Genomic DNA, 13,438 nt, shown 5'->3' with positions numbered 1-13,438 from the left:
GCGTTGCTACAAACCAGCGCGCTCGAGGATCTCGTCCCAGTGGATCTCGGCCTCGGCCTCTCCCATGCCGGTGGCCGCGATTCGCTCGTAGTCGTCGATCAGTGAATCGGCGACCCGCTCATAGCGTTCGATCCATGCTTCCTTGTCGTCTCGCCAGTATCCGACGACGGCCATGCGGCGGGCAGGGAATGCGATCTCACTGCGGAAGTACTTACGTACGCCTCGACCCGCCGACGCCTCACCACCGAACCAGACGTACCCGTTTCCGGTCGGAACTCGAAACGTGCGCACAGCATCGACGAGTTGCGATGGTGCGCGCCCATTTCCGGCCACCCGCCAGTCGATGGTGACCGAGGCAGCCGATCGAACCTCCAGTACATCGTCGTCGTGCGCCACCTCGACGATCGCATGCGCGCGCAGGCCCGCGGGCAGTTGTTCGAGGGCACGGCACAGCGCGGGTAGCCCCGGTAGATCGGCGATCAACAACATCCACTCCGTGTCGGCGGGCGGCTCGTACCACGACCGAGTTCCCCACATCCCCAGCGCCGTACCCGGCTCGGCCGAGCGGGCCCAGGCCGCGGCCACCCCGCCGAGATGGTCCACGAAGTCGATCGTGATCCGGTCGCCGTCCCAGCGCCGGACGGTGTAATTGCGGCATTCACGAACCACGTCGTCGTGATGCGCGAGAACGCCATCGCGTCGGGTCATCTCGGGCGGTACGTCCTCTCCGACGGCCGGAAAGTACAGGTGCACGATTTCGTCGGGCACTCGACTCGAACCCGCGCGCATCGGAAGCATCGAACACGACTCGAATCAGCGACGGCGACAAGCGTTTCGCTTCGATTACTACCGCTGTGAGGTAACCGCCCTCGTCACGTCGGCCGGCCATGACGAGGCCTTCAGCTCTGCTCTGCCGGCTCGATGAACATCTTTTCGATGTCGTCCATGATTTTGCCCAGGCCGATCGGGTCCGATGAATTCCACACGCTCGCCGAGACCCAATGCACCCGATTCTGCTGTACGGCAGGCAGTGTCGACCACAACGGTGCAGCACTGATCGCGTCCCGTTCGCTGTCGGCACCCTGGTCGGTGTACACGAACAGGGTGTCGGCGGAGTTCAGAATGTTCAGCGTCTCGTCGGTGATGTCGATACGGAACACACTGGGATCCTGCTGGCCCTCGGGCTGCGCCAGGCCCACACCGCGGAAGGCGATGCTCTCACCCGTGCCGACGCGAATCGAGTACTCCCCACGCTCGCTCAATCGAACAGCGGAGACCGGCTTGTCGGCCAGGCCCGCGTCGGCAACCCGCTGCTTCAGCGCGGCCATGCGATCGGTCAGCCCCTGCATGAGGTCCGTTGCCTCGCTCTGCCTTCCGAGCACATCCCCTACGGCCGCTACCCCGTGCGAGACGTCCTCGAGCGACACCCCGTCGTTGTAGGCGAAGCCGTAGGTCGGCACTCCGCTGGCCGCGAGCTTGTCGTAGATCTCCTTGTTCCAGGCCTTCTCGCCTTCGCCGTCGTACCCGGCGACCACCACGATCAGGTCGGGGTCCTGAGCCAGGATTCCCTCGACGTTGGGATCGAAGCCGCCACCCTCACCCGCAATGTTCGCGATGTCGCCGATGCGCTCGTCGACGTGCGCGGGTAGCGCCAGCGGGTTGAAGGACGCGGCCACGGGATTCACCTCGAGCGACAGCATCAGTGCCAGTGAGATGGGGTCGGCGGCGACGACCCGGGCGGGTCGCTCGGGAACCTCGACCGGGCCGAAGTAGTCCTGCACCGTCCTGGTGCCGGCGGCCTCGGCTGGACCGGACGGTTCCGACGTGGCGCTCGAGCATCCGACCAGAGCCAGAGAGAGTGCGCCGACGAGCGTGTACAGCCCAGCAGAGGCGGAACGTCTCATCCGGCCGGTTGCCCGGCCGTGGAACACGAAGAATCGAGGCATGACTGGGGAGCCTAGCCTAACTTCTAGCGGCGGTGGTCACCGCCGACAAGCAACGGCACGATGCTCCGGTGCGCGAAGGCCAGCAGATCGTCGTACGTCTCGAGTGCAGCGCCGGCTGCCGGAGTCAGCAGAATCGAATGCACGACGCGGACCACGATTTCCGGGGCGTCGGGTACTGCGAAACTGTCCGAGTCCAGCCCTCCCCGGGCGATCTGGGCGGCAGCGTCTATTGCAGACGCGAGCAGGGTCGACGCATTGGTCGTCAACTGTTCGAGTACCAGCGCACTCTCGGAGTCGAACATCTTGAGCAGGACGGGGTTGGTTCGCACCGACTCGATCGTCGTCGCGAATCCGTGCGCGGCACGATCCGCCCGAGACGATTGTTCGGCGGCCGCTGCCGCCACCGCGACGAACAGTCTCGTCGACTCACGTGCCATGACCGCGCGCACCAGCTCGTCCTTGGATCCGATGCGGCGATAGACCGTCACCCGGTTGATCTTGGCGCGCTTGGCTACGTCCCCGATGGTCGTTCTGGGGATGCCGACCTCACCGAACAACTCCAACGCGGCATCGAGGATCGGCCCGTCGTCACCGTCTGGATGCATCGTCCGATCTTAACGGCACCCTCGATAATCGAATGCAACATTGCAACACTATCTGTTGCTATGTAGCATCACTGCATCAGCATCTCGACGAATGGAGCTCGAATGTCTCGTGACCGAGCGATCGACCCGAACGCGCGCCACCTGGACGAGTCCTACGCGATCGTGGCCCGCGCAGTGACGTTCGACTGGACCGGCGTTCCGCTGCAGTACATTCCGCACGAGTGGTACGCCACGCACTTCTGGAACGTGATGCACCTGGTGCTGCCCGAGGGCGAACGGGCGATGGCCGACGTGTTCGCCCTCGCGCTTCCGTACATCGACGACCGCAGACTGCACGAGGAGGTCGTCGGTTTCGTCGGACAAGAAGCCACGCACGCGTCCTCGCACGAGAGCTTTCGTACGTACCTCGTCGCGCACGGAGTCGACATCGAGCCGATCCTGCAGCGCATTCGATTCGCGGTGGGCGTGGTGTTCGGCGATCACGGCCTCACCGGCCGCGCGGGCAAAGCGTGGCTGAACGAGCGCCTCGGGATCTACGCCGCAGCCGAACATTTCACCGCAGTAGTGGGCGAATGGCTGTTGGACAACACCGAATTCGATCGCCTCGGTGTCGATCCGACGATGCTGGACCTGCTTCGCTGGCACGGGGCCGAGGAACTAGAACACCGCAACGTTGCCTTCGACGCATTCCAGTACGTCGACGGGGGTGCGTTTCGCCGCGCCCGCACCGCGGTGATAGCCAGCGCGGGGTTGGCCGTGCTCTGGTTCAGCACCGCCGCGTACCTGTACAAGAACTCGGTAGCCACCCCGCGCACCGGGAAGCGCCGACTTCGCACCCCCTGGCCTCTCGCCTTCGCACGAGCATCCCGCAAGCAACTGATACCTGGCCTGTCGTTTCTGTTCGTCCAACTCGCCCTGTACATCCGACCGGGTTTTCACCCATCCAAGATGGGCGACATCGACAAGGCCGTGCGATACCTGGCGACGTCACCCGCGGCACTGGCGGCACAGCAGTGACCACCGAAACAGCCTCGAAGCACAGCCATCTGGGTGAGATCACGGTGACCGACCCCGGCCGTGGCCTCCGAGCCATCGCTGCGGCGTCTCGGGTGTACGCAAGACTGGTCACCGACTCGTCCGTCGTGACCGCCCTCTCCCCGGCGCGACCGCGCCGATGCATCGGATACGAATTCGAGACCACCATCGACGAGATCGTCGACGAGGCCGAGGACGTGCGCTCACTTCTACTGCGTCGCAGCGACGGGAGCGCAATGCCGACCTGGTTGCCCGGTGCACACATCGACGTGACCACACCGGCAGGCTCGGTTCGGCAGTACTCGCTCGCAGGTCTGCCGGCAGGAGGAGATCGGTATCGCATCGGTGTCCGTAGGATCCCCGGCGGCGCGGCCTCCACCGAGATACACGGTCTCGTTCCAGGAGACACCCTCCGAGTCCGTGGACCCCGCAACGCATTTCCCATGGCCGCCGCCGAGCACTACTTGTTCGTCGCGGCCGGCATCGGCATCACTCCCATCCGGTCCATGATCGAGCGCGCCGTCGCCGACGGCACACGGTGGACCCTCTACTACCACGGGAGATCTCGCGCGAGCCTGCCGTTCGTCGCCGAACTGCAGCAGTCGGCTCTCACCTCCCGCGGTCACGTGATCGTCAAAACCGATGACGTGGACGGACTTCCGAGTCCCTCGGACATCGTGGATCTCGGGACGGGATCCTCGGCCCTGTACGTCTGCGGCCCCGCGGCACTCTCGCGCCGGCTGCGCGAGGAGGCCACCCGAAGTACCGCGGTTCGGGAGTTCCACACCGAGCTGTTCGCGCCCGCCCCCGTGGTCGACGGCCGTCCGTTCGTGCTGAAGCTCGCACGGTCCGGCGACACCGTCGAAGTCGGCGCACAGGAGACCGCCCTCGACGCCCTCCGACGAGTCCGTCCCGATCAGCCGTTCTCGTGCCGCCAAGGTTTCTGCGGTGCCTGCGTCGTCGGCCTCACCGGCGGACGCATCGACCATCGCGATCGCGTGCTGAGCAGCACCGAACGCGAGAACTCACTCACCCTGTGCGTCTCACGCGCCGCGGTCGACGGCGACGTCGTCGTTCTCGATCTGTAGAAGGAGCCACACATCATGACCGACAACGACTCTGCCGCGGCGCACATCGACGTCGCCATCATCGGTGCCGGCTTCGGCGGTCTCGGAGCTGGAATACGGCTCGAACAGGAAGGCCGCGGCGACTTCTTGATCTTCGAGCGTGACAGCGCGGTCGGCGGGACGTGGCATGTGAACACCTATCCCGGCGCTCAGTGCGACATTCCCTCGGCGCTGTATTCGTTCTCGTTCGCACCCAACCCGGACTGGACCCGCCTGTATCCACTGCAGCCCGAGATCGAGCAGTACCTCAACGACTGCACCGACCGGTTCGGTATCCGGAATCGAATCCGGTTCGGACACGAGGTGCTCGACGCGACGTGGGACGACGACCGGGCGCGTTGGATCGTGCGAACGAGCGGCGGAACATGGACTTCTCGGATTCTGATCGGAGCCCTCGGCCCGTTCAGTGAACCCGCCACTCCCAGTATCGACGGTCTGGAATCGTTCGGAGGCAACGTCTTTCATTCGGCCCGATGGAACCATGACCATTCGGCCGAGGGTAGGCGTCTCGCCGTCATCGGCACCGGCGCATCGGCGGTGCAGTTCGTACCCCGACTCGCTCCGTCGGCCGCACATCTGACGCTCTTTCAACGCACGCCCACGTGGATCCTTCCCCACCCGGACCGTCCCATCTCCGAGTCCGGCAGATCCGCGCTGAGGAAGTTTCCGGCGGCTCAGCGCACCATGCGTCGTACGTTCGATCTGTTCCAGGAAGCTCTGGTGCCCGGCCTGATTCGGCACCGCGCCCTGCTGACGCCGTTGACCGCACTGGGCCGGGCTCACCTACGCAGACAGGTGAAGGATCCCGTACTCCGCGAGAAGCTGACTCCCACCTACACATTCGGCTGCAAGCGGCCGACGTTCTCGAACAAGTTCTACCCCGCCCTGTGCCGCGACAACGTCACCGTCGAGACCACCGCCATCTCCCGCGTCGTGCCCGAGGGCGTCGTCACGACCGACGGAACGGTCCACGAGGTCGACACCATCGTTCTCGGAATAGGTTTCACCGTCGCCGGGCATTCAGGCTTTCGGCGCATCGTCGGTCGTGGCGGTCGGTCGTTGGCGCAGACCTGGCCCGATGGAGAGATGTCGTCGTATCGAGGGACGACGGTGCACGGCTTTCCGAACTTCTTCATGGTGCTCGGCCCCAACTCGGTGGTGTACACCTCGCAGGTCGTCACCATCGAAGCACAGGTGAACTACGTTCTCGCAGCACTGCGGGCGATGGACGACAAAAGCTTGGCCGCAATCGACGTCACCCGCACTGCACAGACGGAATTCGCGGACTACACGGACGAACGGTTGGCCGGTTCGGTGTGGAACTCGGGTGGGTGCAGCAGCTACTACCTGAGCCCATCGGGCCGCAACGTCACCTACTGGCCGGGTTCGGTACGCAACTTCACCCGTCGTATGTCGGCCATCGAACTCGACCACTATTCCTGCCGCAGTGCCACTGTCGATGTGCCGGGCACACTCGCCGTCACCGAGGAGTCCGCATGAGGAACCACATGGACCTCACCGGCAAGGTCGCACTGGTGACCGGCGGTGCACGCGGCATCGGTGCCGCGACCGTAGCAAAACTGGTGGCCGCCGGTGCATCCGTGGCAGTGGTGGATCTTCGCTTCCCGACCGACGCGGCGGGCGCTGCACGGGTGTTGCTGTTGACCGGGGACGTCACGGATCCGGAGGCGATGACGGAGTGCGTGCAGGCGACGGTGCGCGCCTTCGGCGGGATCGACATCGTGATCGCCAACGCCGGCATCACACCGCCGCCTGCCACCATCAGGACCGTCGACCGCGCGGTGTTCGACTCCGTCATGGCGGTCAACTTCGGCGGTGTGCTCACCATCGTCCGCGCCGCGGCGGACGAGATCGTGACCAGTGGTGGACACATTCTGCTCGTATCGTCCTGTGCTGCATTCACTCCCGGCATGGGCGGGTCTGCCTACATGGTCAGCAAGGCCGCCGTGGAACAGCTGGGCCGGGCGCTACGCATCGAACTCGCCGCGGTCGGTGCATCGGCCGGTCTGGCGTACTTCGGGGTGGTCGACACCGATCTGGCGCGCCACACCCTCGACAACGATCCGATGGGCCAGCGGATCGGTGCTTTTCTTCCCTGGCCGTTGAGCCGTCGACTCCCGTCCCCACGGGCGGCGGACCTCCTGGTCGACGCGGTCCGTACGCGTCGAGCACGGCTGATCGCCCCTGCAGTGTGGGCACCGTACTTCTGGTTCCGTGGGATCCTCAACCCGATCCTGGAGTGGAAGCTACTGCGTGACAACGCAGTCGGCGATATCATTCGCGACCTCGAACACAGCCGGGCGCACTGACACCCGGACGGGCCCCTTACGCGTCGACGCTGGGAACCGCGTCCAGCGGAGGCAGGGTTCGCGAACACAGCTCGCGCGCATCCGCGTCGGACATTCCGAGGGCGAGCAGCACGCTGTGCGCCATGTTGTCGACGGCATCGACGTCGCTACGTTCCGGCTGTTCGAGCAGTAGTTGCCCCATGCCCAGCAGTGCCCCCGCTGCCAGGGCCAGAGCCAGCTGGGTGTCCTGCACGCGGAAGTGCCCGGTCAGTACTCCGGCTTCGATGTCGCGCGAGGCCCGCGGACCGAGACCGTGCTTCGACGTGATCAACTCGGGCCCGGAGTGGATGAGCACTCGGCTCAGATCCGGTTGTTGCCGGAACAGTCGGCCTGCGATGCGGAACGACCGGGTGAACGCTTCTGCGGGATCGTCCTCGTCGTCGCTCAACGAGTCCAGGTAGATGCCCAACAGCTCGAGGGCACCGTCGACCGCAGCCTGGAACAGCTGCTCTCGACTCTCGAAATGGTTGTAGAACGACCCCATGCCGACGTCTGCGGCCTGAGTGATCTCGGCAATCGGCACGTGCAATTCGCCGCGGGCGATGAAGCTCTGCGCGGCAGAGATCAGGGCACCGCGCGTGCGCGCTTTGCGTCGCTCGAGGCGATTCGGGGTTTCGGTCATGGTCCCTACTCCTGAGTGCATTTGTCGCCGCCTTGACCCTTCCTCACCGCTGACGAATTTGTCAACACTCTTGACTGACCGATTAGTCATAGGTGACGATAGTGTCACCAACGAGGGAGGGCTGATGGGACACGACGTCGACGGCCACAAGAACATGCATGTGGATCAGGGCGCGCTTCCAGGCGAACACCCGGGAAAAGCCGCCGACCCGATCATCAAGGTGCGCGACATCGCGTGGCTCGAGTTCCGCAAACCCGACCTGGCCAAGGCCGAGGCATTCGCGGTGGCGTTCGGTTTCACCGTCTCACTGCGCACGTCCGAGGAGATTCACCTACGCGGCACGCACGTCGGGTCGCCGTGCGTGATCATCCGACGCGGCAAACGAACGCGGTTCGTCGGCGCGGCGTTCGCTGCCGCCGAGGACGCCGACGTCGTCCGCCTCGCCGATGCCACCGGGCAGCAGGTGCACCGGCTACCCGACACACTCGGCGGCATCGCCGTCACTCTGACCGATCCGGGCGGACAGCCTGTGCAGATCGTGTCGGGCTACACCGAACATCCTGAACTCCCGGGCCAGGACGCGCACACCTACAACTTCGGCGACCCACGCAACCGGATCAACGCCACCCAGCGACCACCGCGTCAGCCGGCGCGCGTCCAACGGCTCGGGCACGTGGTGCTGCAGCGAGTGGACTACCTGGAGAACCTGAACTGGTACCTGCACCACCTGGGTTTGATCGTCAGCGATTTCCTCTACTATGACGGCCAACGCGACCGTGGACCGGTGATGAGCTTCATCCGCTGCGATCGGGGCAGCATCCCGTCCGATCACCACACGCTCGCGATGACTCTCGGCCCGTCGAATCGGTACGTGCACTCGGCATACCAGGTGACCGACATCGACGCCATCGCCGCCGGTGGCGAATTCCTCACCGAGCGTGGGTACAAGCACTCCTGGGGTATCGGCAGACACATCCAGGGCAGTCAGATCTTCGACTACTGGCGCGATCCAGACGGTTTCCTGGTGGAGCATTTCAGCGACGGCGACATGTTCGACAGCTCGCTCGAACCGGGCTGGGCACCGATGACGGCATCCGGCCTCGCCCAGTGGGGCCCACCGGCATCGAAGGACTTTCTCGGTATCGCCCCGAGCAAAGCCTCTCTGCACGAGCTCAAATCGATCCTGTCCTCCCTACGCACCGACAACGAGTTCGATACCGAACGCCTTCGTGGCCTGATGAAAGTGGCTTCCTCATGAGCATCGCTGTACTACGCACCGCCGACGCCTGGTGGATCGAGACCCCGGCCGGGGCGTCGCGCATCGACACGTCGGCAACCACGACCGCCGAGCTTCTCGCCGATCGCGCCGCTGTGGACGCAGCACGTACCGGCACCGATGTGGTTGCAGTGGAGACGCTTTCGCTCGTCTCCCCGGTCACCGCACCGTGCCGGGTGGTGGCGAACATGACCAATTTCGTGTCACACGTCAAGGACTCGGGCATGAACCCCGACACGGTGCCACTGACGTTCTTTCGGAAGACGTCCGGTTCGATCAGCGGCCCCACCGACGACATCGTCAAGCCGACGCACGTGAAACTCCTCGACTACGAAATCGAGATCGGCCTGGTATTCGGCAAGACGCTGACCGTCGGCACAAAGATCGACGCCACCAACGTGGCCGAGTACGTCGCCGGACTCGTCATCACCAACGACGTGTCTGCGCGAGATGTCCAATTACCGAAAACCCAGTTCTACGAGGGTAAGTCGTACCCCACGTTCACGCCGGTCGGCCCACGACTGCTCCTTCTCGAGGCCGGAGAATTCGACCGGTTCGGCGAGCTGACTCTGACACTGCGCGTCAACGGGACTGTGCGACAGGACAGTACGGTCGCCGACATGATCTACCGTCCCGTCGAATCCCTGAAGGCGCTGAGCAAGTTCCAGCGGCTCGACGCGGGAGATCTGCTGCTCACCGGCACTCCCGGTGGTACTGCGCTGAAGGCTCCGGCCAAGCCGATCGAGATGATCGGATCTCTGATCCCGCCCGCGCTCAAGTGGAAGGTGTTCTTCAAGAAGCAGGCCAAGAATCCCGACTTCCTGCAGGACGGCGACGTTCTCGAACTGACGTGCTCCACCCCCGACGGATCCCTCGACCTGGGAGTGCAGCGCACCCGGGTCTCGTACCGATGACCGAACGCGGATCCGACGGCACCCACCACCCGGTGGTCATCGTCGGATCCGGCCCGACGGGCATGACGGCCGCTCTGCTGTTGGCGCAGTACGGCATCCCCTGCCTGGTGCTCGATCGCTGGGCCGACGTCTATCCGCAGCCGCGCGCAGTACATCTCGACGACGAGGTGTACCGAATTCTGCACGACATCGGTGTCGCGGAGGATTTCGCCGGCATCTCACGTCCCGGCCGCGGGCTGCGACTGTGCACCAAAGATCTGCGCACCCTGGCCGAGTTCGAGCGCGATCCCGACGACAGACCGCACGGCTACCCCCAGGCGAACATGTTCGATCAACCGGACCTCGAGCGCCTCATGCGCACGCACGTCGCCCGATACGACACGATCGAGATGCGCGGCGGGTGCGAGATCACCGACGTGCAGAACCTGAAAGATGCCGCCCGAGTGTCGTACACATCCACCGAGGACGGAACCCCACACTGGGTGACCGCGGATTACGTACTGGGCTGCGACGGTGCCAACAGCATCGTGCGCCGGTCCATCGGGTCGAAGATGGAGGACCTCGGGTTCGCGCAACGGTGGTTGGTGATCGATATCGCCACCGATGCCGAACTCGATCAGTGGGACGGCGTTCACCAGGTGTGCGACTCCGAACGATCCGCCACGTACATGCGGATCGGCTCCACCCGCTACCGCTGGGAATTTCGGATGCTCGACGGCGAAACCCTCGACGAGTTCGGGGATCTCGCGGCCGTCCGGCCGCTCATTGCGCCGTGGCTGCGGCACGTCGACGACCCCGCCATGGAGCTGATTCGGAGCGCCGAGTACACATTTCGGGCGCAGGTCGCCGGCCGATGGCGTGATCGACGCGTGTTCGTCCTCGGCGACGCGGCGCACTTGACTCCACCGTTCATCGGACAGGGAATGGGCGCGGGTCTGCGTGATGCGCGCAACCTGGTCTGGAAGATCGTCGGGGCCCTCGACGGGCACGTCTCCGATTCGGCACTCGACAGTTACGAAATCGAGCGAAAGACTCATGCCACGGCCATGATTCGGATGGCCGTCGCCATGGGCTGGACAATGACCGGTGGCAGCCGACTGACCGGAATTCTGCGCACCACGCTCGCACCGGCTCTCGGCCACCTGCCCCTCATCGGAGCGAAGGTGTCCGACAGCGCCACTCCTCCGCTCACCCGTTCCGATTTCGTCCAGCGTCCGGCAGCGCAGATCCGTTCGGTGGTAGGCGCGCTGTGCCCCAACAGCTCCCTGGACAACGGCACCCGACTGGACAGCATCGCGCCGGGACAGTTTCTCTTCGTCTCGACGACCCCGTTGACCGTCGAACAGCGACGCGAGGTCGATCGTCGTGGCGCTGTCGTCGTCGAGGTCGCGGCCTCCTCCGAGCTCGGACTGTGGTTGCGGCGCGGTCACGCGGTAGCGGCTGTCGTACGACCGGACCGAACCGTCATGGCGGCGGGTAAGTCGGTGCCGGCCTTGCACACCCGAGTTCCGAGCACCAGGTTGCGACGAATCGATCGAACCACTCCCACGGCGGCAGTAGCCACCCCGAGAACCGGAAACACCGCAACGAAGAGGCGTAGATGAACACCGCACTTGTCACCGGAGCCACGTCCGGTATCGGCCAAGCCGTCGCCGAACTACTGCTCGCTCGCGGCTACCGCGTCATCGGCACGAGCCGCAGTTGTTCCACCGTGGTCGACCCCATCCCCGGGGTCGAGTACCGAGATCTCGATCTGACCGACCCGGTCTCCATCCGGACGTTCGTCGACGGACTTGCCGGCGTGGAGATCGATGTTCTGATCAACAATGCGGGCGAAAGCCAGTGCGGCCCCGTCGAGGAACTCCCGATCGAGGCGGTCACTCGGCTGTTCCAGCTCAACGTGTTCGGTGCCGTCGAGCTCATGCAAGCCGTGCTGCCGGGGATGCGCGAACGCCGTCGGGGCAAGGTCGTCAACATCGGCTCGATGCTGGCCAGCTTCCCGTTGGCCTATCGCTCGTCGTACGCCGCGACCAAGGCAGCGATCAAGGGCTTCTCGACGGCGGCCCGCTTCGAGCTCGCGCCCTACGGGGTGGACATCACCACCGTCGAACCCGGCTCCATCGCCACCGGACTCTCCGCCCGCCGCACGAAGTACTGCGGACCGCATTCACCGTACCTCCGCGACTTCACAACGGTGATCTCGCACCTCGACGCCAAAGAGGCACAGGGTATCTCCGCGGACACCGTGGCCGAGACGGTCCTGAAAGCCGTCGAGGACAAGAAGACTCGACCCCTCTATGCCGTCGGCAGCAACGCTCCCGCGGTGTTCATGGCGCAGCGACTGCTGCCGCGCACCGTGCTCGAGAAGTTCACCGCCCGGGCGTACGGACTGCCCACCAAGCGACCGGTGACCTAACGGAACAGCCCTGCGACGAACGGGATCGTGTCGGCCTGTGATTGCACGAGCGCTCCGCTGTGATCGGCGTCGTAGGGCCGGAAGGTCACCGGCTGACCGTTGGCGGTGAGCCTGGCGACGTACGCGGCGGTCGTCGGGAACGGGACATCGGTGTCCCGCAGTCCGTGGCCCATGAAGAACGGCTTGTCGAAGCCGGCCTCGGGCATGGCCATGTAGTCGTCGAGTACTGCGGTGAAATTCGGCAGGCTGGTCAACGGCGCAGTGAAGAAATCACCGACCTTGACGCCCTCGAGCTGCTCCTCGAGGTCCGCGACACAGGCCGTCTCGGCCAGATCCGCGTATTTCTTTCCGGCGGGAGTGAGGATATTGTCCAGGCCTAGCTCGGGGTGCGAATAGCGAAGAGCCGCAGCGATGTACGCGACGTACGCGGTCAGACCGGCCGGGAGCGCCACCGGCGGCATCCCCGGTCCACCGATCGAGACGAGCTTCTCGATGTACGCGGGAGTCCCGGTGCCCACTGCGCCGCGATAGTCCAGATCCGATCCACCGAATTCGGTTGCGTAGCGCGCGGTGTAGATCGCTGCGCCGCCGCCCTGGGACTGACCGACCGTCACCCACTTGCGCGAGAGTTGATCGCTGTAGTTGCGGCCTGCCTTCACCATGTCGACCACGTTGTGCGCCGTGGTCCGCCCGTCCAGATATGCCTGCAATCCTTCGGTGCCGAGGCCGGCATAGTCACTGGCCACAACGGCGTAGCCCTGCGCGAGCCAGTTACCGAGGTACGGCAGATCTCGTTCGGCCAGCGCGGGTCCCGCGACCGAGGGCGCGCACGAGTCACCGAGCCCGGAGGTGCCGTGAGCCCACGAGATCACCGGCCAACCGCCCTCGGGCGCAGTGCCCTGAGGAAGGAAGACGGTGCCGGTGCTCAGGGCCTTCTCGCCGAACGTGTCGGTAGTGACGTAGGTGAGCACCTCGGCCGAGGACGAGCCGGGGATCCAGAATTCTTGCGGTAGAGCGCGACTGGAGACGACATCGCCGATGTTCTGGGTGATCGTCGGCGCTGCGGAGGCAGGGGCGGTCAGCAGGCCAGAAGCCATGCTCGACGCCAGCGCCGTAACTACTGCAAGG

General features: G+C 65.1%; 13 protein-coding genes. 8 read left to right on the top strand and 5 right to left on the bottom strand.

What is annotated here, in order from left to right:
• Positions 1-6: 6 nt before the first annotated feature.
• The 3 genes from CH266_RS20930 to CH266_RS20920 all read right to left on the bottom strand — a co-directional run bounded on the left by CH266_RS20930 (position 7) and on the right by CH266_RS20920 (position 2,551).
• Positions 7-789 carry a siderophore-interacting protein gene (locus CH266_RS20930; RefSeq protein ID WP_255175982.1) on the bottom strand — a complete coding sequence of 261 codons (783 nt, stop codon included), beginning with the start codon at positions 787-789 and terminating at the stop codon, positions 7-9.
• A 110-nt stretch (positions 790-899) separates the two neighbouring features.
• The gene (locus tag CH266_RS20925) at positions 900-1,946 is read right to left on the bottom strand and encodes an ABC transporter substrate-binding protein (protein ID WP_094716097.1); all 1,047 of its coding nucleotides are present in this window, start codon (positions 1,944-1,946) and stop codon (positions 900-902) included.
• Positions 1,947-1,969: 23 nt separating this feature from the next.
• Positions 1,970-2,551, bottom strand: coding sequence for a TetR/AcrR family transcriptional regulator (locus tag CH266_RS20920; RefSeq protein WP_094644160.1), 582 nt, complete (start codon positions 2,549-2,551; stop codon positions 1,970-1,972).
• Between the two features lie 102 nt (positions 2,552-2,653).
• On the opposite strand from CH266_RS20920, the gene CH266_RS20915 reads away from it, so the two are divergent.
• The 4 genes from CH266_RS20915 to CH266_RS20900 are packed head-to-tail and all read left to right on the top strand — an operon-like array spanning position 2,654 to position 7,043.
• A complete protein-coding gene (locus tag CH266_RS20915) occupies positions 2,654-3,568 on the top strand; it encodes a metal-dependent hydrolase (protein WP_027494703.1) in 915 nt (304 codons plus the stop codon).
• On the top strand, positions 3,565-4,674 hold the full coding sequence (locus tag CH266_RS20910) for a PDR/VanB family oxidoreductase (protein WP_255175981.1): 1,110 nt from the start codon (positions 3,565-3,567) through the stop codon (positions 4,672-4,674). Before CH266_RS20915 ends, CH266_RS20910 begins: the two co-directional genes overlap by 4 nt.
• A gap of 15 nt (positions 4,675-4,689) precedes the next feature.
• Complete coding sequence (locus CH266_RS20905; protein ID WP_094716096.1) at positions 4,690-6,213, top strand: flavin-containing monooxygenase; 1,524 nt, start codon at positions 4,690-4,692, stop codon at positions 6,211-6,213.
• A complete protein-coding gene (locus CH266_RS20900) occupies positions 6,210-7,043 on the top strand; it encodes an SDR family NAD(P)-dependent oxidoreductase (protein ID WP_032385876.1) in 834 nt (277 codons plus the stop codon). The genes CH266_RS20905 and CH266_RS20900 overlap by 4 nt, the downstream gene beginning before the upstream one ends.
• A 16-nt stretch (positions 7,044-7,059) precedes the next feature.
• Here the strand turns inward: CH266_RS20900 and CH266_RS20895 are convergent, their stop codons facing one another.
• Complete coding sequence (locus CH266_RS20895) at positions 7,060-7,704, bottom strand: TetR/AcrR family transcriptional regulator (RefSeq protein WP_027494706.1); 645 nt, start codon at positions 7,702-7,704, stop codon at positions 7,060-7,062.
• A 124-nt stretch (positions 7,705-7,828) separates the two neighbouring features.
• Here CH266_RS20895 and CH266_RS20890 point away from each other — a divergent pair, with 124 nt between their 5' ends.
• Genes CH266_RS20890 through CH266_RS20875 form a run of 4 tightly spaced genes read left to right on the top strand, consistent with a single transcriptional unit; the run spans position 7,829 to position 12,310 of the window.
• Positions 7,829-8,962, top strand: a complete 1,134-nt coding sequence (locus CH266_RS20890; protein ID WP_057472471.1) for a VOC family protein — start codon at positions 7,829-7,831, stop codon at positions 8,960-8,962.
• Positions 8,959-9,894: a fumarylacetoacetate hydrolase family protein gene (locus CH266_RS20885; protein ID WP_167328412.1), complete on the top strand. Its 936-nt coding sequence runs from the start codon at positions 8,959-8,961 to the stop codon at positions 9,892-9,894. The genes CH266_RS20890 and CH266_RS20885 overlap by 4 nt, the downstream gene beginning before the upstream one ends.
• On the top strand, positions 9,891-11,498 hold the full coding sequence (mhpA, locus tag CH266_RS20880) for a bifunctional 3-(3-hydroxy-phenyl)propionate/3-hydroxycinnamic acid hydroxylase MhpA (protein ID WP_094716095.1): 1,608 nt from the start codon (positions 9,891-9,893) through the stop codon (positions 11,496-11,498). Before CH266_RS20885 ends, mhpA begins: the two co-directional genes overlap by 4 nt.
• Positions 11,495-12,310 (top strand): SDR family oxidoreductase, encoded by an 816-nt coding sequence (locus CH266_RS20875; RefSeq protein ID WP_094716094.1) that lies wholly within the window; start codon positions 11,495-11,497, stop codon positions 12,308-12,310. The genes mhpA and CH266_RS20875 overlap by 4 nt, the downstream gene beginning before the upstream one ends.
• Here the strand turns inward: CH266_RS20875 and CH266_RS20870 are convergent.
• A complete protein-coding gene (locus tag CH266_RS20870) occupies positions 12,307-13,407 on the bottom strand; it encodes an alpha/beta hydrolase family protein (protein WP_141214560.1) in 1,101 nt (366 codons plus the stop codon). The genes CH266_RS20875 and CH266_RS20870 overlap by 4 nt on opposite strands.
• Between the last annotated feature and the right edge of the window lie 31 nt (positions 13,408-13,438).

Source organism: Rhodococcus sp. 06-1474-1B (genome assembly GCF_002258885.1).
In the GTDB taxonomy this organism is placed as follows: Bacteria; Actinomycetota; Actinomycetes; order Mycobacteriales; family Mycobacteriaceae; genus Rhodococcoides; species Rhodococcoides fascians.
This window is presented reverse-complemented; position numbering and strand designations above follow the sequence as displayed.